This is a genomic window from Acetobacter sp. P1H12_c (assembly GCF_018811975.1).
Taxonomy (GTDB): Bacteria; Pseudomonadota; Alphaproteobacteria; order Acetobacterales; family Acetobacteraceae; genus Acetobacter; species Acetobacter persici.
The window spans coordinates 163,938-185,997 of the sequence record NZ_JACRVR010000001.1 but is presented as its reverse complement, the minus strand read 5'-3'; the positions used below and the strand labels follow the sequence as shown (position 1 = coordinate 185,997).

The 22,060-nt window shown below is 60.9% G+C and carries 17 protein-coding genes and 2 tRNA genes; 10 read left to right on the top strand and 9 right to left on the bottom strand.

Going from position 1 to position 22,060, the window contains the following annotated elements; all coding sequences use genetic code 11:
- Window positions 1–17: 17 nt before the first annotated feature.
- The 3 genes from atpA to KP699_RS00930 form a co-directional block, all read right to left on the bottom strand.
- Window positions 18–1,553: a F0F1 ATP synthase subunit alpha gene (gene atpA / locus KP699_RS00940; protein ID WP_077930719.1), complete on the bottom strand. Its 1,536-nt coding sequence runs from the start codon at window positions 1,551–1,553 to the stop codon at window positions 18–20.
- Window positions 1,553–2,137: an ATP synthase F1 subunit delta gene (gene atpH / locus KP699_RS00935; RefSeq protein WP_025825935.1), complete on the bottom strand. Its 585-nt coding sequence runs from the start codon at window positions 2,135–2,137 to the stop codon at window positions 1,553–1,555. The genes atpA and atpH overlap by 1 nt, the downstream gene beginning before the upstream one ends.
- Window positions 2,138–2,630: 493 nt before the next feature.
- Window positions 2,631–2,704: transfer RNA gene (locus KP699_RS00930), tRNA-Gly, on the bottom strand.
- Between the two features lie 225 nt (window positions 2,705–2,929).
- Between KP699_RS00930 and KP699_RS00925 the strand changes: the two genes are divergently transcribed.
- The 4 genes from KP699_RS00925 (at window position 2,930) to KP699_RS00910 (ending at window position 5,828) form a co-directional block, all read left to right on the top strand.
- Window positions 2,930–3,006 (top strand) — tRNA-Trp (locus KP699_RS00925).
- Between the two features lie 114 nt (window positions 3,007–3,120).
- Window positions 3,121–3,315, top strand: coding sequence for a preprotein translocase subunit SecE (gene secE, locus KP699_RS00920; RefSeq protein ID WP_025825930.1), 195 nt, complete (start codon window positions 3,121–3,123; stop codon window positions 3,313–3,315).
- 9 nt (window positions 3,316–3,324) lie between these two features.
- The gene (nusG, locus tag KP699_RS00915; protein WP_025825928.1) at window positions 3,325–3,855 is read left to right on the top strand and encodes a transcription termination/antitermination protein NusG; all 531 of its coding nucleotides are present in this window, start codon (window positions 3,325–3,327) and stop codon (window positions 3,853–3,855) included.
- 338 nt (window positions 3,856–4,193) lie between these two features.
- Window positions 4,194–5,828, top strand: a complete 1,635-nt coding sequence (locus KP699_RS00910; RefSeq protein ID WP_212355223.1) for an NAD-dependent malic enzyme — start codon at window positions 4,194–4,196, stop codon at window positions 5,826–5,828.
- 158 nt (window positions 5,829–5,986) lie between these two features.
- On the opposite strand, the gene KP699_RS00905 is transcribed toward KP699_RS00910, so the two are convergent.
- Window positions 5,987–7,948, bottom strand: a complete 1,962-nt coding sequence (locus KP699_RS00905; protein ID WP_215761341.1) for a prolyl oligopeptidase family serine peptidase — start codon at window positions 7,946–7,948, stop codon at window positions 5,987–5,989.
- 344 nt (window positions 7,949–8,292) lie between these two features.
- Between KP699_RS00905 and KP699_RS00900 the strand changes: the two genes are divergently transcribed.
- Together KP699_RS00900 and KP699_RS00895 are read left to right on the top strand one after the other, a co-directional pair.
- Window positions 8,293–8,895, top strand: coding sequence for a DedA family protein (locus KP699_RS00900; RefSeq protein WP_025825926.1), 603 nt, complete (start codon window positions 8,293–8,295; stop codon window positions 8,893–8,895).
- Window positions 8,892–9,842, top strand: a complete 951-nt coding sequence (locus tag KP699_RS00895; protein WP_215761340.1) for an SDR family oxidoreductase — start codon at window positions 8,892–8,894, stop codon at window positions 9,840–9,842. Before KP699_RS00900 ends, KP699_RS00895 begins: the two co-directional genes overlap by 4 nt.
- Before the next feature lie 23 nt (window positions 9,843–9,865).
- Here the strand turns inward: KP699_RS00895 and KP699_RS00890 are convergent, their stop codons facing one another.
- Both KP699_RS00890 and KP699_RS00885 read right to left on the bottom strand, forming a co-directional pair.
- Window positions 9,866–10,423 carry a nucleotidyltransferase family protein gene (locus KP699_RS00890; protein WP_215761339.1) on the bottom strand — a complete coding sequence of 186 codons (558 nt, stop codon included), beginning with the start codon at window positions 10,421–10,423 and terminating at the stop codon, window positions 9,866–9,868.
- A 45-nt stretch (window positions 10,424–10,468) separates the two neighbouring features.
- Complete coding sequence (locus KP699_RS00885) at window positions 10,469–12,835, bottom strand: helicase-related protein (protein WP_215761338.1); 2,367 nt, start codon at window positions 12,833–12,835, stop codon at window positions 10,469–10,471.
- A gap of 242 nt (window positions 12,836–13,077) precedes the next feature.
- On the opposite strand from KP699_RS00885, the gene KP699_RS00880 reads away from it, so the two are divergent.
- The 4 genes from KP699_RS00880 (at window position 13,078) to KP699_RS00865 (ending at window position 18,270) form a co-directional block, all read left to right on the top strand.
- Window positions 13,078–13,992 carry a ferredoxin--NADP reductase gene (locus tag KP699_RS00880; RefSeq protein ID WP_374196850.1) on the top strand — a complete coding sequence of 305 codons (915 nt, stop codon included), beginning with the start codon at window positions 13,078–13,080 and terminating at the stop codon, window positions 13,990–13,992.
- A gap of 67 nt (window positions 13,993–14,059) precedes the next feature.
- Window positions 14,060–15,457, top strand: a complete 1,398-nt coding sequence (gene gorA / locus KP699_RS00875; RefSeq protein ID WP_215761337.1) for a glutathione-disulfide reductase — start codon at window positions 14,060–14,062, stop codon at window positions 15,455–15,457.
- Window positions 15,458–15,585: 128 nt separating this feature from the next.
- On the top strand, window positions 15,586–16,980 hold the full coding sequence (locus KP699_RS00870; protein WP_215761336.1) for a dihydroorotase: 1,395 nt from the start codon (window positions 15,586–15,588) through the stop codon (window positions 16,978–16,980).
- A gap of 3 nt (window positions 16,981–16,983) precedes the next feature.
- Window positions 16,984–18,270 (top strand): Hsp70 family protein, encoded by a 1,287-nt coding sequence (locus tag KP699_RS00865; RefSeq protein WP_212355882.1) that lies wholly within the window; start codon window positions 16,984–16,986, stop codon window positions 18,268–18,270.
- 83 nt (window positions 18,271–18,353) lie between these two features.
- Here the strand turns inward: KP699_RS00865 and KP699_RS00860 are convergent, their stop codons facing one another.
- From KP699_RS00860 to KP699_RS00850, 3 genes are read right to left on the bottom strand one after another with little or no spacing between them, the layout of a single operon-like run.
- Window positions 18,354–18,818: a hypothetical protein gene (locus KP699_RS00860; protein WP_025826527.1), complete on the bottom strand. Its 465-nt coding sequence runs from the start codon at window positions 18,816–18,818 to the stop codon at window positions 18,354–18,356.
- Between the two features lie 12 nt (window positions 18,819–18,830).
- Window positions 18,831–19,970 (bottom strand): DegT/DnrJ/EryC1/StrS aminotransferase family protein, encoded by a 1,140-nt coding sequence (locus KP699_RS00855; protein WP_215761335.1) that lies wholly within the window; start codon window positions 19,968–19,970, stop codon window positions 18,831–18,833.
- Window positions 19,967–22,018: a nucleoside-diphosphate sugar epimerase/dehydratase gene (locus KP699_RS00850; RefSeq protein ID WP_212358905.1), complete on the bottom strand. Its 2,052-nt coding sequence runs from the start codon at window positions 22,016–22,018 to the stop codon at window positions 19,967–19,969. The genes KP699_RS00855 and KP699_RS00850 overlap by 4 nt, the downstream gene beginning before the upstream one ends.
- Window positions 22,019–22,060: the final 42 nt, after the last annotated feature.

Genomic DNA, 22,060 nt, shown 5'->3' with positions numbered 1-22,060 from the left:
GGATTAGGTCCTGCTCCTCAGCCGCCGAAGTTGCGGTTGAAGGTTGTCAGATATTCCGTCAGGCGGGCTTCAGTGTCTTTGGACAGCTGACGCTCTTTACCAATGGTTGCCAGAATATCTTTGCCACCGTTCGGCAGATCAGCCAGCAGAGCGTGTTCCCACGCCACAACCTTATCAACAGCGATGCCGTCAATGAAGCCGCGGGTGCCTGCGAAGAGGACAATCACCTGTTCTTCAACCGTCAGCGGAGAAGACTGGGGCTGCTTGAGCAGTTCAACCAGACGGGCACCACGGGCAAGCTGCTTCTGCGTTGCCGGGTCCAGATCGGACGCGAACTGCGAGAACGCAGCCATTTCACGATACTGAGCCAGTTCCAGCTTAATCTTGCCGGCAACCTGCTTCATCGCCTTGATCTGCGCGGCAGAACCAACGCGGGAAACGGAGCCACCCACGTTCACGGCCGGACGGATACCACGGTAGAACAGATCGGTCTCAAGGAAGATCTGGCCGTCGGTGATGGAAATCACGTTGGTCGGGATGTAAGCCGAAACGTCCCCAGCCTGCGTTTCAATGACCGGCAGAGCCGTCAGAGAACCAGCGCCGTTGGCGTCAGACATTTTTGCAGCGCGTTCGAGCAGACGGGAGTGCAGGTAGAACACATCACCCGGATAAGCTTCACGACCCGGCGGACGACGCAGCAGCAGGGACATCTGGCGGTACGCCACAGCCTGCTTGGACAGGTCATCATAGCAGATCAGAGCGTGCATGCCGTTATCACGGAAATACTCACCCATAGCGCAGGCAGCATACGGTGCCAGATACTGGAGCGGAGCCGGATCGGACGCGGTTGCAGCGACGACGATGGAGTATTTCATCGCGCCTTTTTCTTCCAGCAGGCGCACGAGCTGTGCAACCGTGGAACGCTTCTGACCAACTGCAACGTAAATGCAGTAAAGGGACTTCTTGTCGTCGCCTTCGTCATTAACGGTTTTCTGCGCGAGGATCGTATCAGTCAGAATGGTGGTTTTGCCGGTCTGACGGTCACCAATCACCAGTTCACGCTGGCCACGGCCGACGGGCACGAGGGCGTCAATGGCTTTAATGCCGGTCTGCATCGGTTCGCTGACGGACTGACGCGGCATGATGCCGGGAGCCTTCACTTCAGCGCGGCGCATTTCAACATCGGCCAGCGGGCCTTTGCCGTCGATCGGGTTGCCCAGACCGTCAACAACGCGCCCCAGCAGGCCTTTGCCTGTCGGGACTTCAACCACCACACCGGAACGGCTGACGGTGTCACCTTCACGGATGTTGGTGTCATCACCGAAGATCACGATACCAACATTATCGCTCTCAAGGTTCAGCGCCATGCCTTTCTGGCCGGAGCCCGGGAACTCAACCAGCTCCCCTGCCATCACATGCTGCAGGCCGAACACACGGGCAATGCCGTCGCCGACGGACAGAACAGTGCCGGTTTCGACAACATCAGATTCTTTGTCGAACGAAGCAATCTGCTGCTTGAGGATATCCGAAATCTCTGCGGGACGGATTTCCATCACGCGGCTCCCTTCATGGCGTAATGCAAACGAAACAGGCGGGTCTGAAGACTGGCGTCATAAAGCTTGGCCCCAACACGGACGACAAGGCCGCCGAGAAGGGAGGAATCGACACGCTCACGGATAGTAATGCGGGAATAACCGGCTTCGGCCAGACGGACCTGAAGCTGGGCGCGCTGCGTGGTGGTAAGCGGCTGAGCAGATGTGACATCCGCAACCACTTCCCCACGGCGGGCTGAAGCGAGGGCATCGACTGCCGCCATGATCTGCCGCAGATTTGGCAGACGGCGGTTGTCAGCAACAACACCCACGAAATTCTTAAGAGTCTGGCAAAACCCCTGTGCGTCCAGCACGGCCAGAACAGCCTTGCGGGAAACACGGATATCAAGCCGCCGATCATCCAGAACAGTGCGCAACGGAGCACTTTCATCAATCAGGCGGGCAAGTGCCGCACATTCATCAAGCACTGCATCCAGCTGCTGCTGTTCCGCTGCGAGTTCATAAAGCGCAGTTGCATAACGGCCTTCAAGACCGTTGGAAGCAAAAGCAACAGATTGTGCTGTCGTTACGCCCGAGGCCACCACTCTTTAGGCTCTTTCCTTCTGTGCGCGCCGGCATTCCACATACATGACTCCGCCTCTGGCTGTATAGGAGCCACAAGCATGCGTCGGCGCGGCCTCTAGCATGCTGAAACCTGCCACGCAACCGGCAGCTTCGCCCAAAATGAGCGGGCACCCCCGGTTTTCATTCCTCCACCGGCAGGAAAATGACCTTTCCGGCAAAAAAACATCTCAGGAAGCGACGGCACACTCTGCTTTTCCGTATCCGCCGCCCCGAAAAACAACACCGAAAATCTTTTCCTGAAATGTGACCTTCAATCGACGGAACGCGGGAAGGAAGGGTCCGGGCAGATTTTGCAGGGCTGGAATGGAGGGGCACCGAAAAAAGTGCGAATCCATATCACCGCGTGCCTGAGTCCGTGACCACTTGGCCTCCGGCAGCAACTAACGGCATCTGGATACCGCAAAAGCAGATCTCGCCACGGGGGAAGAAAATTTTTTATTTTTGGGAATTTACTGGAGCGGACGGAGGGAATCGAACCCTCCTCAGAAGCTTGGAAGGCTACTGCATTACCACTATGCTACGCCCGCGCTCGGTTTGTGGGTTTCTCTTTACCCCCAAAGCATCGCCTTTCGCAAGCCCCTGACACGGGGACTTTTTTCACCGTCTTGTCACATTCTGGCACGATATTGTTTTCTGCCTCTTGACTTTAGGGCCGCAACATATTTTCTTCCGCCTCCTGCACGGGCCGCTATGGGTGGTCAGGCTGACGGATTTCCGTTATACCTGCTTTCCGCGTCGGCTTGTCGGACTGCAGGGGTGTAGCTCAATTGGCTAGAGCGCCGGTCTCCAAAACCGGAGGTTGCGGGTTCGAGACCCTCCACCCCTGCCAGACAACACTGGCTGGAAAGCCCCGCAAAGCCTGCGGCGTTTTCTGACAGAAAGAATATTGGCTGCGCCGTCTGTCCGGATCACACCGGGCCGGGCAGCGGAGAGAGGATAGTGCGTGTCGGTCAGTCCCGGTAAGTTTCTGCGTGATGTGCGTGCCGAGGCCGAACGGGTCACATGGCCGTCCCGACGTGCAACTTTCATCACAACAGGTGCTGTTCTTGCCATGGCCGGGCTTGCATCTGTTTTCTTTTTTGTCGTTGACCAGCTGATTGGTCTCGGCGTGCGTCAATTGTTCGGGCTGGGAGGCTGAGGAAACGACATGGCCAAACGTTGGTACGTGGTCCACGTCTATTCGGGCTTCGAGAAAAAAATCGCCCAGCATATTCGCGAGCAGGCAGAACAGAAGGGCCTTGCTGACCATATTGATGAAATTCTGGTTCCCTCAGAAGAAGTCATCGAAATGCGTCGCGGCCAGAAAGTGAATGCTGAGCGCAAATTCTTCCCCGGCTATGTGCTGGCGAAGATGGAAATGACGGATGAGTCTTGGCATCTGGTAAAGGATACCCCGAAAGTTACGGGCTTCCTTGGCACCAAGAACCGCCCGACCCCGATTTCCGCAGCAGAAGCTGAACGGATCATCAAGCAGGCGCAGGAAGGCATCCAGCATCCGCGTTCTGCCGTGACGTTTGAAGTGGGCGAGCAGATCCGCGTGGCGGATGGGCCGTTTACCTCCTTCAACGGAGTGATTGAAGAAATTGATGAAGAAAAGGGACGCCTGAAAGTCAGCGTTTCCATCTTCGGTCGTTCGACCCCGGTCGATCTGGAATATGGTCAGGTTGAAAAACTCTGAGCCCGTCCAGTTTGCGGATCTGAGATATTTTAAAAAGAGGTGGCCCTGTGCCGCCTCTTTTTTTATGCGCTGCGCTCCTGAACTGTCTGCGCGATGCAGCGTTCTGAGGACACAAAGCAGACCTCCCTCTCTCTGGTCCTGTATGGAAAACTCCGGTGGCAGAGCGGGTGGCAGCCTCCTGTTATTTTCTGCGCAGAACATGGCTCCCTCTTGAAATTCTCAGACTTCCGCACTGAAAATTTTGTTACTTTCGACGCCATAAAAATAAGAACCGCATTTTTCTGCCGTTTTCCGTCGGAAAATGTGTTTGCCGGTCTCACATGTTTGAAGGGTTTATAATGCCAACAGCCTCCACACCTCACCCCCGGGGAATGTCCCTCCTGAATGACGCCAGTCAGAACAAGGGTACAGCGTTTACGGCTGAGGAGCGGCGGCAGTATGGTCTGGAAGGGCTTTTGCCAACTCATGTTGAAAGTCTGGACCGGCAGGTTGAGCGTATTCACCGGCATCTGGAAGCCAAGCCCAGTGACCTTGAGCGCTATATTTATCTGAGCGGCCTGCGGGACCAGAACGAGACCCTGTTTTACCGGGTTCTGATGTCCAACCCGGCCAAGTTTGTGCCCATTATCTATGCGCCGACGCTGGCTGCCGTCTGCCAGCAGTTCAGCCATATCTATCGCCGCCCCCGCGGCATGTACATCAGTCTGGAGATGAAAGGCCGGATTGAAGAGGTGCTGCGCAACTGGCCGGTGGATGATGTCCGGGTGATTTGCGTCACCACGGGTGGCCGCATTCTGGGGCTGGGCGATATCGGCGTGAACGGGATGGGTATCCCCATCGGCAAGCTCAACCTCTACACGGCCTGCGGGGCGGTGCCGCCGAAAGTGCTGCTCCCCATCCAGCTTGATATCGGCACAACCAACAGTGCGCTGCGGGCTGATCCGCTTTATCTTGGCCTGCGGCGCGAACCGCCCTCTCAGGACGTGCTGGACGAGTTTGTGGAAGAGTTTGTGCAGGCTGTGCAGACCGTCTTCCCACGCTGCTGCCTGCATTTTGAAGACTGGAAAGGCACGGATGCCATCCGGTATCTGGAAAAATATTTCCCGCGTGTCCGCTGCTATAATGATGATATTCAGGGCACCGCGGCAGTCACTCTTGCGGGCCTGATTACCGCGCTCCGCATCAAGAACGAGCCTCTGACGAAGCAGCGCGTCCTCTTCCTCGGTGCGGGTTCCTCTGGTCTGGGCATTGCCAATATGCTGGTTACAGCCATGCAGAAGGAAGGCCTGTCAGAAGCTGATGCGGTCTCGCGCATGACGCTGATGGATGTGGACGGGCTGCTGGAAACCTCCCGCACCGACCTCTCCCCCCAGCAGGCCCGTTTTGCGAAGGATATGCCGCCCTCACGTGACCTTCTGGCCACGATCAAAGCTGTAAAGCCGACCGTTCTGATTGGTGTTTCCACCTGTGGGGGGGCCTTTACGCAGGCCGTTGTGGAAGAAATGGCGGCGCTGAATGAGCGCCCCGTGATTTTCGCGCTCTCGCTGCCTGCCAAAAACGCAGAATGCACGGCTGAACAGGCCTATAGCTGGTCCGATGGCCGGGCGCTGTTTGCCGCAGGCCTGCAATATCCGGAAGTCACGCTGAACGAGAAGACCTTCTATCCGGGGCAGGCCAATAATTTCTATATTTTCCCGGCTCTGGGGCTGGCCGTCTACGCCACATGCCCGGACCTGATTACCGATGATATGGTGATCAAAGCCGCAAAGGCACTGGCGGATCAGGTTGACCCTGCCGCACAGGAGCGTGGACGCCTGTTCCCGCCGCAGAGCGAGATTCTGGAAGTCTCCATCACCTCCGCCACCCGCATTGCCGAATTCATTTTTGATCAGGGCGCGGCCACGGTGGAACGCCCGCAGGATATCCGGGCATGGATTGAAAGCCTGATTTATACGCCGGGCTATAAGGACTGACCCCGGCGATAACCCGTCAGCGCATGCAAAAAGGCCGAATCGTCCGGGAGGAGGATTCGGCCTTTTCCTTTTTTGGGTCTTAACGTCCGCAGATAAAAAAACGTCGCCGCGCCGGAAGGTTTTTATTGATCACAAAAACGTATCCGTTGCGCAGGCGGCTAAAACCCGAAAACACGACCATAAAAGGCCAGCTCTTCTTCCAGCGCTTTGCGGATTGTCCCTTCCTGCCGGAAGCCATGCCCTTCACCGGGGAATTCATGCAGACTGCAGGGAGAGCCTGCCTCTTCCAGTGCTCTGGCCATGGCATGCGCCTGCCCCGGCGGCACAACCTTATCATCAGAGCCCTGCAACAGCAGAACGGCCGCCTTGATTTTATGCGCAACAGACAGCGGTGACCGCGCCAGATAGACGGCCTCGGCTTCCGGCCATGGGCCGATCAGCCCGTCCAGATATCGCGCCTCGAACTTATGCGTCTCCTGCGCCAGTGCCCGCAGGTCTGTCACCCCGTAGAGGCTGACACCGGCCGCAAACAGGTCCGATTCGGCAAGAGCCACCAGCACGGTCATGCCGCCCGCACTGGAACCACGAATGGCGAGGCGCTTCGGGTCCACGCGGCCTGTGGCCACCATATGCTGGCAAGCGGCGATACAATCCGCCACATCCACCACACCCCATGCGCCATTCAGCCGTTCCCGCCACGCCCGGCCGAATCCGGTGGAGCCGCCGTAATTCACATCCAGCACCGCGAATCCGCGAGACGTCCACCACTGCACCTTGAAGGAAAATCCTTCCTGCGCACGGGCTGTCGGCCCGCCGTGCACCTGCACAATCATGGGGGGCAACGTGCCCTCCGGCACGGAGGCCCGGCTGTTGGCGGGCGGGTAGAACAGAGCGTGGCCCGCAACACCCTCCTGTCCCGGCACTGGGAAACGAATGGTTTCCGCTCGTGCAATATCCGCAGGCGCAAGGTCCAGCTTTGCAGCGCGTTGCAGAACCTGTTCCACCCCCTGCGCTCCGCTCCCGACCACCACAGCAGGCAGAGCGTCCCCCGGCACCTCCAGCCAGGCAAACCGTCCATCCGCCAGTGGCACAGGGCACTGATCAGCATGGGCCATAAAGGCAGTTGCCTGCCCATGCTCGGGCTGATGCAGGCAGGCCGTCCACCCATCCCGCACCGCCAGCACCAGACATCCTCCCTCTGGTAACGGCTGATAACTGCGCTGCCCAAACACCCACGCAGGCTGGCCAATTTCACCCTCTGGCATGGTGCAAGGCATCAGCGCAGCAGAGCCCCCGGTCTGCTGAACAGCCCAGATCGTCCAGCACCCCGAACGGTCCGAGATGCTCAGCAGGTGCCCGTCTTCCGTCCAGCGGGGTTCAAGGACGGATTCGCGCTGCTCTGCCCCGGCCAGAACACGCCGGTTACGCAGAGCGGTAATCCGGCCTTCCGCATCGCGCTCCACATCGGCCAGACACAGGCGCGTGGCATCCCACGGCATGTCAGGATGTTGCCACTCAACCCACGCCATGCGCGCGCCATCTGGCGAGACCGACGGAGACGACAGAAAATCCGGGCCGCTATGCAGAACAACCTCTTCCGCCGGCGCGTTGCCTACCGGGAATTTCAGCGCCACCAGAGCGGCTTTGGCCTCACCGGATGCGCGATGATCTTCCCGCACAGCCAGAACGGTTGTCGCGAGGCGGTCAAACCGCAGATCCGCATAGCGCAGATCCTGCCCCTGCGTGATGCGGACAGGCTGCGCGCCCGCCTGCGGCACCAGCCAGACGGCACCGGTCTGTTTGTCCGAAAACGCAAGACGCCCGGCGCGTGCGGCATAAGCGCCTCCGCCATATTCATGCACACGGGTCGCGACATCAAAACTGGCAGGCAGAGCTTCCGTCGCCCCGCCCTGTTCGGTCCAGCGCATCAGAACAGACCGGCCTTTTTCCGCCGGGCGACGTTCAAGCCAGAACACGGCATTGCCATCGGCACTGACTTCAGACAGCGAAAGCGTTTTCCCCGCCACCAGAGCCGCCGTAACACGCGAGGGCCATGTACCGCAGGGCACAGGCGGCGCGCCCTGAGGCCGTGTGGAGGACGAAAAAGTCAGATCAGACATAATGAAGGCTCTCCAAGGCAGCTGCTGTCGGTTCTATCAAACCGTAATCTATACGCCATCAGACCGTAATATGGACGGCAGAGACAGGCATCCGGCAGAAAAAACCGGCCAAAAAAACGGCCACGGCAGACATACGGGGCAGAAGAAGGGTATCCGTCACGCCGCTCCTGCTGGCCTGTAGCCTGTAACACCGCAGCACTTGACAGCTTGCAACGGAGACTGTTCCTGCTGCACCCTTTGTCACACGCCCAGCCTGAAGTGGATTTTTTATCCTGTTACACTCTCTCGAATCCATTTTTTCACTGCATTACCTGAACAGCCTGTTCTCCCATTACGGCTATGCCGTGATTGGTGTGGTGGTCATGCTTGAAAGCATGGGGTTTCCGTTGCCTGCCGAGAGTCTGATCATCACCGGCGCACTGTTCTGTGCGACAACCCATAAGCTCAATATCAGTGGGGTGGTCATTGCCGCCGTGATTGGCGCGATTATGGGGGATAATTTTGGCTATCTGATTGGCCGGGCGCTGGGCCTGCGGCTGTTACAGAAATATGGCCCCAAATTTGGTCTGACCCCCAACCGCCTGCTTCTGGGGCGTTATGTGTTCCTCAAACACGGTGGGTCGGTTGTCTTTTTTGGCCGTTTTATTGCCGTGCTGCGGATGTTTGTCGCGCTGCTGGCCGGGGCGAACCATATGCCCTGGCATACGTTCCTATGGCATAATGCGCTCGGCGGCATCTGCTGGGCAGGCGGCTATGCCATCTGCACCTATTTGCTGGGGAACGAGGTTTTGCGGCTTTCCGGACCACTGGGAATTGTCTTTGGGGTCTGCGCCGCGACAATCATCGTCGTCTCGTTCCTTTTCCTGAAACGCAATGAAAAACGTCTGACGGAGGAAGCCTTGGCGGCAGCAGAAAAAGATGAACGCCTGCGGATTATGCCCTCATGATCGGCAAGCACGAATGGTCCGTAACCAACCGCCAGCCCGGCCTGAAAGGCCGCGTGGCGCTGGTGACGGGCGGCAATAGCGGCCTTGGGTTTGAAGTTGCCTGTGGTCTGGCCACACGTGGCGCGCGCCTGCTGCTGCCCGTACGCAGTAAAGCAAAAGGCGAAGCCGCTCTGGCGGCCCTTCAGACCCGCTGCCCCGGTGCTGAGGTGGACCTGCTGACGCTTGACCTGTCCTCCCTCGACTCCATTGCCGCCTGTGCCGCAGACGTGGCGGCACGCACCCGCACGCTGGATTTTCTGGTGAACAATGCTGGCGTCATGGCCCTTGCCCACAGGCAGGAAACGGCAGATGGGTTTGAGATGCAGTTTGGCACCAACCATCTGGGCCATTTTGCACTGACCACCCGCCTGCGCCCGCTGCTGGAAGCCGCTTCCGGTGGGGGCACGGTTGTGACCGTCGCCAGTCTGGCCGCCTGCAAAAACACCATCCAGTTTGATGATTTGCAGTCCCGCCACCGCTACAGCCCGTTTGGCGCGTATCAGCAAAGCAAACTGGCCAATCTGCTGTTTGCACGGGAACTGGCCCGCCGTGCCGGAGAGAATGGCTGGAACATCCATTCCCGTGCAGCGCATCCGGGCTGGTCTTCCACCTCCATTATTGCCAACGGCCCGGCCTCCAGCCTGCCGGATGCTGTGGGCAAGGCCGAACGCGTGCTTGGCACCGCGATCCTGCGTGTTATGGGGCAGTCTGCCGCCCGTGGCGCGGAACCGCTGCTATATGCCGCACTCTCACCCGCCGCGCGGGATGGCGATTATTACGGCCCGCAGGGCGCGGGCGAACGGCGCGGCCCACCCGGCCCGGCCCACGTACCGCCGGCCGCACAAAAAGTCAGCACGGCAACCCGCCTGTGGGATGCATCCGAACGCCTGACCGGCGTGGCCTGGTAGAACAGACCGGCGGCAACAGACTCTTATCCGGTGACCAGCGTCAGGCGCGGCCAGATGCTGGTCCATCCTTTTGCCTGCGTCCGTTTGTGGTAGTCCTTCATTCTGTTACGGGCAAAATGCGGCGTTGGTCGCAGGACCAGATTCATCAAATCGTCTGTGCCCAGAGGGGCCGCTATATAACACGCGTCGGTCATGCTGCGTTGGGCAGCGAGCGCTGTTGCTGTTTCAGGCCAGTAACGCATGGCATCAATGCTGGATGAATAAGGCTGGTCGCCGTTACGCTCATGCATGCGCGCCTGATTTTTCACTGACCATGAAACATTGGGTTCTGCTGCCCGAAGGAAAGCTTCATAGATTCGGTCTATTTCAGGGTCCGGTCGTGCTGGGTCATACCAGATAACATCCACATCGCTGAGCAACTCAGATCCTGCCCGACCATGTAAATGGTCCCAGACAGCATTCCGTATGAAGCCCGCGCCAATCCATGCATCCGGCAATCTCAGGTCACGCACCAGTCCCAGCAGACGCCAGCGGAGTGGGTCTGCCTTAAGCAAAGTCGATATTGCGTGCAAAGCATCCATTGTGATGAAGGCTCCTTCGCGGCGACTTCACACGCGATACCTCTCTTAACCCCGCCTGCGGGAACTCCCGCCCGGTGCGGCACTCCGGGTGCGGCTCTGCTGGCGCAGGACGCTTTCAATCCATTCATTCAGACGGCGCGTGGTTTCCTCCGCATCCTCGCGGTCCGGGTAGAACTCGGGGAAGCGCAGAGCCAGCCAGCGCCACGCCACCAGACGTTTATGCCGCTTTTCCGCGCGTTCCAGCTCTTCCCGGCTTGCGCGTTCACTGGGAGGCAGACGCCCGGTGCCCGGCGGCAGCACGCGGCGGCCTGCGGCATGATCGGCCGCCCAGCCAACCAGACGCTGGATGCCGTTATCCCGGTCATCCACCGGGCACATGGCGTAGGACCAGCGGGTGGTGAGATCCAGCCCCTCCACCCCTTCCAGCGCTGAGGCAATGGCAAACGCCTGCTCCATATCCGCCAGACGGTAATTGGGGTCATCCTTCCGCAACACCGCGCGATGAATACGCGAGAGCACGCCGTACAGGCTTTCTGACCCTATTTCCGCCGCAACAGCCTTGACGATATCCGCATCCGGCTGAACGAAAGGCCGCAGATCTTCCGGAATTTCAGCATCCGCATCAAGCTGACGGCGGATGAAAGCCGGACTGCCCGCCCCTGCCAGCACAGACACGACGCCCACTTCATGCTTGCCGTAGCGCCCGGCGCGGCCGCCAATCTGCTTGACCTCCTGCACCGTGAGGTCCCGCGTCTGCTTGCCATCAAACTTTTTGAGTGCGGCAAACACCACGCGCTTGATGGACAGATTCAGCCCCATGCCAATGGCGTCTGTCGCGATCAGGATATCCGCCGCGCCTGAATTAAAACGCTGGGCTTCCGCCCGGCGGACCTCCGGGCTGAGCGCGCCATACACCACCGCCACGCGCCGCCCGTGCTGCATAAGAGCGGCCCGCAGGTCCAGCACCTCCCGGCGTGAAAAGGCAATCAGCGCGTCCCCGGCCTGAAGCTCCTGCAACCGGACGGGCTGGGACGCGGGTTTGAGCGGGCTTTTGCGCTCCAGTGAGATTTCATCCAGCGGGTCCCCGCACAGTTCGGCAATGCGCCGCACCATGGGAATACAGTCCGGTGCGCCCAGCACATACAGATGGCGGGCCGGAGCCCCCATGATCGCCGCCGTCCATGCGGCTCCGCGATCGGTATCGAACAGCATCTGTGCTTCATCAATGACCGCGACATCCACCGGATTATGGAACGGGCACATTTCCACCGTGGCCGCCAGATGGCGGCTGCCGGGCACGACAATACGCTCCTCCCCGGTTGCCAGAGAGGCCTCAACCCCGCGCGAGGCCAGTGCTTCCTTAAATTCGTGCGCCAGCAGGCGGAGGGGAGCCAGCGCAAGGCCGCTTTCCGCCTGAGCCAGCGCATTCAGCGCCGTGTAGGATTTGCCACTGTTGGTCGGGCCGGTGACGAGAGTAATGCGTCGGTTCAGCGCCCGTGCTGTCCGGAAATGAGCAACATAGCGGTCCAGTGCCGCCACGCGGGCAATAACGGAATTAGCCACCTTCCGGCCCATGTCCGGAGCCTTGCCTCCTGCCCCGACAGCCGCCGGCACACCGCCATTCCGCCACTCCCCCAGCTTGCCGCGCAGGGCAATAAGTTCCGCCGGGTCAAACTCCCAGCGTTCCCGGTCCCCCGATTCGCGCACTTTTCTCGCGACGGGCAGGCGATTTTCCGCAATCCAGCGCAACGCTTCCTTATGGGAGCAGCGCAGCAGGCGCGGCACCTCCTGAAACGGCACCAGACTTTCTTCCCACGTGCGGAGGCGCGATTCTTCCTTCTCACGCTTTTCCCGCGCCGTACGCTCGATGGTGCTGGCAACCTTCTGGCGCTGTGCTTCCTCCCGCCGGGCGGTATCCAGAAACGGGTCGCCCTCCGGCAGGTCAAACGCCAGCGCAATAGCCATCAGCAACAGGTCTGTCTGAGGCGGAGAGAGCACGCGCCCGGTATCCACCAGATCCGCCTGAACTGTCTCAAACACCGCGCGCGGGCTGGCCCCGTAAGACCGCAGCCGCGCGCGGGAAACCGGCGCCAGGGCACGCTCCAGTGCCCTGTCATCCGCTTCCGGATCTTCTATCGTGCCAACGGCTTCTTCAATTTCATCGCGTGAAACCCAGATCCGGCCACTGCGCCGCGTCAGGTCCACAAGGCGGGAGACACGCTTCTTGCGCCGGGCAATGCACAGAATCTCGCGGTAGGTTTCATCCGGAATATCCCGCGCACCGGGTTCCAGCGCGCGGGCAATACGGCGCAGAACATCCTGCTCTTCCCGTGGCTCGATACTCAGCCCGGTGCGGGCGGAAACACGGGCAAAGGCCTCACGGGCGGGGGATGCGAAAGTCTCTGATGTCATAGCCGTATTCATGCGGCATCCGCGCGGGCGGAACAATGGCTGAAACAGCAATAAAACCGCACCTGTGCACTGCCAGAAAGCGACGCGTGATGAATTTGCACTGGCGTCGCGCCGCCTTGCCCCTTAGAAACGCGCCACGACCAGAAGCACGCCTCCGTGCCGTTCAAGAGTCCGCACCGGGACCACAGGCCGGCTACGGGGCATATCCTCTCGATCTGCTGCAAGCGGAGTATAAGCGGCCCATGTCTGAAACCATGTCTGAAACGTCAACCGGAACATTTTCCGACATTCTGCCGAAAATGACGGCCTCTGAAGTCCCGACAGGCCTTCTGCCGGTCGAAGGTCAGGACGGTGTGTGGCATCTTGCCCCCCCCACCAAGGAATACGGCAACCTGTATCCGGCCAAAGTGCTGACGGTGCATCACTGGACGGACCGCCTGTTCACCTTCACCACCACGCGTGACCCCGGCCTGCGGTTTAAAAACGGCCAGTTCGCCATGATCGGGATTGAGCTGGACGGCAAGCCGCTGCTGCGCGCCTACTCCATTGCCTCCCCCAATTATGCGGATGAAATGGAATTCCTCTCCATTGCCGTGCCGGATGGCCCGCTGACCTCCCGCCTGCGCCACGTTAAAGTGGGGGATACGGTGCTGATCGGCCGCAAGCCCACCGGCACGCTGCTGCTGGATAACCTGCGTCCGGGTCGGAACCTGTATTTCCTGTCCACCGGCACGGGTCTGGCTCCCTTCATGAGCCTGATCAAAGACCCGGACTGCTATGAGCGGTTCGAGCATGTGATCCTGAGCCACACCGTGCGTATCTCCGGTGAGCTGGCTTATGCCAACCACATCCGCCATGAACTGCCGGAACATGAATTTCTGGGCGAGGACGTGTCCGGCAAGCTGCTGTACTACCCGGCTGTGACGCGTGAAGCCTTTGCTGTGACAGACCGCATCACCAAGCTGATCGAATCCGGCAAGATCTTCACAGACCTGAACATCCCGGAACTGGACCCCGAGCATGACCGCGTGATGATCTGCGGGTCACCGGAAATGCTGGCTGATACGGAAGCCCTGCTTCAGGCCCGCGGGTTTGATGAGGGCAACATGTCCAACCCCGGCTCGTACGTCGTGGAAAAGGCCTTCGCTGAACGCTGAGGCTTTTTGCCCGCTGGCAGTCTCCGGGCTGCCAGCGCCCCAACACTGACCAAACGGAGGCTGCGCCATGACGCATGATTTTGATCTTCTTGTCATCGGAGCAGGCTCCGGCGGGGTGCGCTGTGCCCGTATTGCCGCAGGGCATGGGGCGCGCGTGGCCGTGGTGGAAAGCCGCCACTGGGGCGGCACCTGCGTCAATCTGGGCTGTGTGCCCAAAAAGCTGATGGTTCAGGCCAGCGAGTATGGCGATATGGTGGATGACAGCCACGCCTTTGGCTGGTCCTCCACCCGCGGCACGCATGACTGGGCCACCCTGATTGCCGCCAAAGACAAAGAAATTACCCGCCTGAACGGCATTTACGTCTCCATGCTGGAAAAGGCAGGCATCACCCTGCTGACGGGCCATGCCCGTTTTGTGGACGCGCATACCGTGCGGGTTGAAGCCTCTCCGCTCGCCCCGGATGAGGCCCCGCGCACCGTCACGGCAAAACATATCGTCATTGCCACCGGCTCCACGCCTGTCCGCCCGGATATTCCCGGCGCTGAGCTGGCCATTACGTCCGATGACGCCTTCCATCTGCCCGCCCGCCCGCAGCGCGTGGTGCTTGTAGGCAGCGGCTATATCGGGCTGGAATTTGCCGGGATTTTTGCAGGTCTTGGGTCACAGGTTGACCTCGTCTACCGGCAGGACCTGCCCCTGCGCGGGTTTGATGAAGATATGCGCGCCGCCATGGCGGAGGCCATTACCGTGCGCGGCATTACCCAGCATCCGCACTCTTCCCCCAAGCACATCACCAAAGAGGGTGAGGTCTATACTGTCACGCTGGATAACGGGCAGACGCTGGAAGCGGACTGCGTATTTTTTGCGACCGGCAGAAAACCCAAGATTGAAAAACTTGGGCTGGACCAGACCAGCATCGCAATCGGCAAACACGGGCAGATTACGGTGGATGCGGGTAGCCAGACGACGGAACCCGGCGTGTATGCCATTGGAGACGTGACGGACCGCATCAACCTGACCCCCGTCGCCATTGCGGAAGGCCATAACCTTGCCGACCGCCTGTTCGGCAAGGAACCGCCGCGTGAGTGGGCGTTCGATACCACGCCAAAGGCCGTCTTCTTCTCACCGCCACTGGCCTCTGTCGGCCTTTCGGAAGAGGAAGCCGCGCAGCATGGCGTGGTGGACATCTACTTCACCCGTTTTACCCCCATGCGCCACACGCTGAGTGGCCGCAAAGACCGAAAGACCGTCATGAAGCTGGTTGTGCAGCAGAGCAACCAGAAGGTCGTGGGCGCGCATATTCTGGGCGATGATGCTCCGGAGATGTTGCAGGGCGTTGCCGTGGCTGTCACGGCTGGTCTGACCAAACAGGATTTTGACCGCACCATTGGTATTCACCCCACCTCCGCCGAGGAACTGGTGACCCTGCGCACCCGCACGCGGGAAACACCCGCCGCATCCTGAGGACGGCACGGGCTGCGCTCCGGCGCGGCCTCTCCGCCTTCTGAGCCTTTCCGGCTCATTTCTCCCGTTACCCCGCGCTCTCCCCTCGCCTTTTCCTTTTGCCTTCCGCCAGAACAGGAAAAAACGCCATGTCCTCCTCCCCCACATCCTCAGGCCCAACACCGGGTAGCGTTGCCGCTCAGGCACGTGGGTCTTACGATCTGGTTTTGAAAGGCGGCACCGTTGTGCTGCCAGACGCCACCGTGCAGACGGATGTGTATGTGCGGGACGGGCTGATTGCCGCCATTGGCGGGCAGGCTGATGCCGGGCGCACGGTGGACTGCACCGGCCTAACCATTCTGCCGGGCGTGATTGATACGCAGGTCCATTTCCGTGAACCGGGTGCTGAGGCCAATGAGGACCTCGAATCCGGCAGCCGCGCCGCTGTTCTGGGCGGCGTGACGGGCGTGTTTGAAATGCCCAACACCCGCCCGCCGACCTCCACACCGGAAGCCGTGGCCTACAAGCTCTCCCGCGCAAAACACCGTATGTGGTGTGACCACGCCTTTTACGTGGGGGCGACCGTGGACAACGCGGACCAGTGTGGTGAACTGGAAAAGCTGCCCGGCACGGCAGGCGTCAAAGTGTTCATGGGGTCTTCCACCGGCAACCTGCTGATTTCAGAAGATGATATGCTGGAGCGTGTCCTGCGGTCCGGCATGCGTCGTGTGGCCATTCATGCGGAAGATGAAGCCCGCCTGAAGGAACGGATGGACTACCGCGTGGAGGGAGAGCCATCCTCCCACCCCGTCTGGCGGGATGATGAGACCGCCCTGCGCGCCACCACCCGCGCGCTGCATCTGGCCCGCAAGACCGGGCGGCGGGTGCATATCCTGCACATCACCACGCCTGCGGAGCTGGAACTGATTGCAGCAAACCGGGACATTGCCACCTGTGAGCTGACGCCGCAGCACCTGACGCTGGCAGGGGAAGAAGCCTACCCACGTCTGGGCACACTGGCCCAGATGAACCCGCCCATCCGCTCCGGCGCGCACCGGGATGGCCTGTGGCACTGGGTCAGTCAGGGCATGCCGGATATTATCGGCTCCGACCACGCCCCCCATGCGCTCTCCGCCAAGGAAAAACCCTACCCGGCCTCCCCCTCCGGTATGCCGGGCGTGCAGACTCTGCTGCCGCTGATGCTGGACCACGTCGCCAAGAACCGCCTCACCCTGCGCCGCCTTGTGGACATGACGTCCGCCGGGCCGCAGCGCCTGTTCGGGCTGGTGCGCAAGGGCCGTATTGCCGTGGGGTATGATGCGGATTTCTCCATTGTGGACCTCAAGTCCCGCTGGACGATGGAACAGAGCTGGATGGCCTCCCGCTGTGGCTGGTCTCCCTTTGCGGGCCAGACCGTCACGGGGCGCCCGGTGGGCACCATCATCCGTGGGAATCAGGTCATGTGGGAAGGCACGCTGGCGGACAAAGCCCTTGGCGAGCCGCTCCGTTTTGACGCAACCGACAGACCGCAGGCTGCCCGCTGAAACATGACGACGACGCCTTCCAACAGCCTGAAAATTGGTCTTGATTTCGGCACCACCAATAGCGTGGTGGTGCTGGCCCACCCGGACGGACGCACAGAGACCGCCCGGTTCACCTTCCCGCACCACGGCGCGTCTGAGACCTGCCGCACCCTGCTCTGCTTCTGGCATGATGAAGAGGGCGGCCGCCTGAAGCTGCATGAAGGCATTGGGGCGGCAGCCGTGGATGCCTATCTGGAAGATCCTGCGGAAAGCCGCATGATCATGTCCATGAAGTCCTACCTCGCGCAGAAATCCTTCCGCGAGACACAGATTTTCAGCCGCCGCATGACTCTGGAAATGCTGATTGCCCGGTTCCTGACGCATCTGATGCAGGCCGTGAAGATTGACCCGGCCTCCGTGCAGGTCACGGTCGGTCGGCCCGTGCATTTTGCCGGAGACCGCGCGGATGATGCTCTGGGCGAGCAGCGCCTGCGGGACAGCTTTACCGCAGCAGGGTTCGGCCCCATTGGCATTGCGTGGGAGCCGGAAGCGGCAGGCTGGCGCTTTGCGCAGCGGCTGGAAAAACCCACCACCATTCTGGTGGGCGATTTTGGCGGCGGCACCAGTGACTTCTCGGTGCTGCGGTTTGACCCGGCCACAGGCCGCGCCACGCCGCTCGGGCATGCGGGCGTCGGGATTGCGGGGGATCAGTTTGATTACCGCATTATCAACACCGTCATTGCTCCCCTGCTGGGGCGGGACAGCACGTACCGCATTATGGGCGGCCAGCCCTTACCGGTGCCGATTGAATGGTACGCAAGCCTTGGCCACTGGCACCGTCTGGCCCTGATGCGCACGCCGCAGACCCTGCGCGATATTGAAGACGTTATCCGCACCGCAGCCGAGCCGGAAAAACTCCGCGCCCTGCTTGATCTGGTGAATGACCAGCAGGGGCAGGCGCTCTACCGCGCTGTTGGGGCCGCCAAAAGCGCGCTTTCCTCCGCAGAGAGCACGGTGCTGACCTTCCAGCATAAACGGCTGAAGGTGGAGCGCACCATCACGAGGCAGGAGTTTGAAAGCTGGATTGCCCCGGACCTCGCCCAGTTTGCCGGTGCTGTGGACAAGGCGCTTGAAAATTCAAACCTTGCCGCGTCCGATATTGACCGCGTCTTTCTGACCGGCGGCACATCCTTTGTGCCTGCGGTGCGCTCTCTGTTCATCAACCGTTTTGGAGAAGAGCGGGTGGATGCCGGAGGCGAGTTTGTCTCCGTGGCGGAAGGGCTGGCGCTGATGTCAGGCCGCGCAGCCTGAGACCACCCGACTCATCCGGAACCGGAAAACCCCGGAATGTCTGAAGAAGGGCGCAGGAGAACATATCCCGCGCCCTTTTGATTTTACGGAAAAGCAGACCGCTTAAAAACATGCATATCCACAAGTGCACGCAGGGGCGCGAAGGCTTTGTCAGAAAAGCTTTCTGTGTGCACTTTGGAACCATCTGGCGCTTCCACAAACACCGTATCATTCCAGTCCGCAGCGCTGATGCCGGTCCAGAGTGTTAGCGCCAGCACATCCTTACCGCTGGCATCTTTCAGCATAATGCGCGAATCGCCGGAAGAGGGCGGCGTACGACCCAGCGGCCCCCACCCCCCTTTATGCTCTTCCAGCCATGTGTTGACGGTTTTCACTTCCTCAGCGCTCAGCACCCGCTTGTGCCGCATGGGGCCGACCTCAATCTCGCCACTGGCAACCTGAGGGAATTCCACGGGCTTGAAATTGGGCAGCGCCACCATCCAGATTAACGATGCCGTGCCGATGGTCAGCACCAGAAACCCGATCAGAAACGCGGTTTCCTTCCTCATTCCCCTCTCTCCTTAACCGCGCACAGCCGCAATCACGCGGGCGACGTCATCATCCGTCAGTTCCGGGTGAATGGGGAGTGCGAGAATACGCTGTGCCAGATCTTCCGATACCGGCAGCGCCGTGCCGTCGTGACGGTCCCGATACGCAGGCTGTTTGTGCAGCGGCAGCGGATAATAAATAGCCGAGGGCACACCCCGGTCTTTCAGGCGGGCCTGAAGCGGTGCGCGCTCTGCCGGGTCTTTCAGCAGAATGGCGTAGATGGCCCACGCACTCTCACTGCCCGGAACCCGCACCGGCACCTGCACAGTTTCGGCCAGCCCCGCGTCATAAGCCTGTGCAATAGCGTCCCGCCGGGCGAGTTCTTCCTTAAACCCATCCAGCTTGGCCAGCAGCACAGCCGCCTGCAAGGTGTCCAGACGCCCGTTCATGCCGGTGCGTAGCACTTCATACCGCGTGCCGCCTTCCCCATGCGTCCGCAGGGAGCGGTACAGCGCCGCCCGCTCCGGGTCGTCCGTCAGAATAGCGCCACCGTCCCCATAGCCACCTAGCGGCTTGGACGGGAAGAAAGAGAGAGTTGTTGCTGTTGCCTCCCGCCCCAGCGGTTTGCCCTCCAGCACGGCGCCAAAAGACTGCGCACAGTCCGCCAGCAGGAACAGGCCCTCTTCTTCCGCAATGTTACGCAGTTCCGGCCAGGGCGCGGGCTGACCAAACAGATCCACCCCCACAATAGCGCGGGCTGTCAGCTTTCCGGCCTCTTTCACGGCGCGGATACGGGCGCGCAGATGCTCGGGGTCGATCTGGAACGTGTTGGGGTCCACATCCACAAACACCGGAGTTGCCCCCAGCACAAGCGGCACCTCAGCCGTCGCGGTGTAGGTAAAGGCGGGCAGGAACACCGCGTCCCCCCGGCCAATCCCCTCCGCCATCATGACAATCTGCAATGCATCCGTGCCGGAAGAAACGCCAACACACTCCTTCGCCCCGCACCAGTCGGCCAGACGCTGTTCCAGTTCAGCCACTTCCGGCCCCATCACAAAGCGGCAATGGTCCAGCACGGCATCCACACGGGCGCGCAGGGCCGGGCCCAGACGCTTCTGCTGCGCAGGAAGATCAAGAAACGCAATCGGTTTATCTGCTGTCTTATCGGTCATGATGTCCCCTGTTTCCTGCTGCCGTCCGGCCCCTCCACGGGGCCTCTGGTCTGTATCGCCCCGGAGTGTCCTGCGGCCATTCCGGCTTCCTCTGCGGCTCCCGGCGGGGCAACAGAGCGCACTTCTCCTGTGGGGTTATGATCGAATTCCGGGACCAGCAATGACAGAATGTGCAGGGCTGCCTTCACATCCCCTTTGCGTGCACAGGCTGCAATCTGGTCCACTGCCTGCGTCACATCCGTCAGGTCCACCACGCGGGGGGTTGCCATCAGCAGGCCGGGCGCGTCCGTGGGCACCGGGGCCTCCCGCCCGTGAAACAGTTCTTCATACAGTTTTTCACCCGGACGCAGGCCGGTAAAGCGAATAGCAACGTCTTCTTCCGGGCGGAGGCCTGCCAGACGGATCATCTGCCGGGCGAGATCCACAATCTTCACCGGCTCACCCATATCCAGCACAAAAATCCCGCCATCCCGCAGCAGGGCATCCGTGCCGGACCCATCCACACCGCATGTCCCGCGCACACTGGCCTGAAGCACCAGCCCCACAGCCTCCGGCACGGTCATGAAGTACCGGCGCATGTCCGGGTGCGTGACGGTCAGCGGGCCGCCACGCTCAAGCTGCCGCCGGAACAGCGGCACGACGGAGCCGGTAGACCCCAGTACATTGCCAAACCGCACGGTAATGCAGCGCATGGCCTCCGGATTGCCGGAGGTCCGAGCTTTGATATCCAGCGCCTGACAATACATTTCCGCAGCGCGTTTAGCGGCCCCCATCAGGCTGGAGGGATTCACTGCCTTGTCGGTTGAAATCACGACCATCGCCCGTGCGCCGTTGCGGGCTGCGGCATCCGCCACCACGCGGGTGCCATGCACGTTGGTCAGCAGACCTTCCGCCGGGTTGGCTTCCACAATCGGCACGTGTTTGAGCGCCGCCGCATGGAACACCAGTTCGGGCCGGAATCTGGCCATCACGTCTTCAATGCGTGGTTCATCCCGCACATCCGCGACCACAACCTCACGCGGCACGTGGGACGCCCATTCAGCCAACTCGGTGTCAATCTGCCAGAGTTCAAACTCACCGTGGTCCAGCAGAATCAGCCTATCCGGCCCCAGCATGGCAATCTGCCGCACCAGTTCCGAGCCAATGCTGCCGCCAGCCCCCGTCACCAGCACGGTTTTATGGCCAACCAGCCGCTCCATGCCTGCCCGGTCCAGCGGCACCTGAGGGCGGTTAAGCAGATCCTCAATCGGCACGGGCCGCAGTTCCACCCGCTCGGCTGGGGTCAGGTCCGTCAGAGCCGGTGTGCGCAGCACGGAAATGCCATGAGCGGCCCCGGCATCCAGCACTTTTGTCAGCGCAGCCCCCCTAAAGGACGGATCTGTCACCACCAGCGACTCGGGGAGAGTCCCGGCTTTGTCCAGCCGGTCCAGCACCACGTCAATTTCATTCACATGCCCAAGGATCGGCACATTATGCAGCCTGCGCCCAGCCTGATGGGTGCCCAGTGCAACCATCCCCACAACGCGGATCCCCGCCGCCGGATTGCGCTCCAGAGCCCGCAGATACAGATCTGCCTCCGTATCCACCCCCACCAGCACCACGCGCCGCTGGTCAGCCTTCCGGGCCGCAAGACGATGCGCCAGACGGTAACCAATCCGCAGCCCACCCAGCATGATCAGCAATACAAGCGCGTAAATAATCGGGAAGGTCGGGCTGGGGAGCCGGAACCCGGCATAAACAAGCCCGACAGAAAACAGCACCGCACTGGCCACCGAGGCCCCGGCAATGCCCAGAAGGTCTGACACCCCTGAAAACCGCCAGTATTGCTGCGGCATTCTGAACGGCAGCCCGCTGACCAACAGGGTGATCGCTCCCCCGGCCAGAAACCACAGCGGATGCAGAAGTCCATCCTGCGGGGCAGCCAGCCACCGGGCAAACGGCGCAGCCAGAGCTGCCAGCATCCCGTCCAGCAGGATGTTGACCATGATTCTATTGAGCGGGCGCAGCCGGGGGCTGCGGTGCAGAGACTCAGAGCGTTGCAGTGCCATTACCTTGCACCTATAGCCTAGCACCTGCCATCCTAGAAGCAG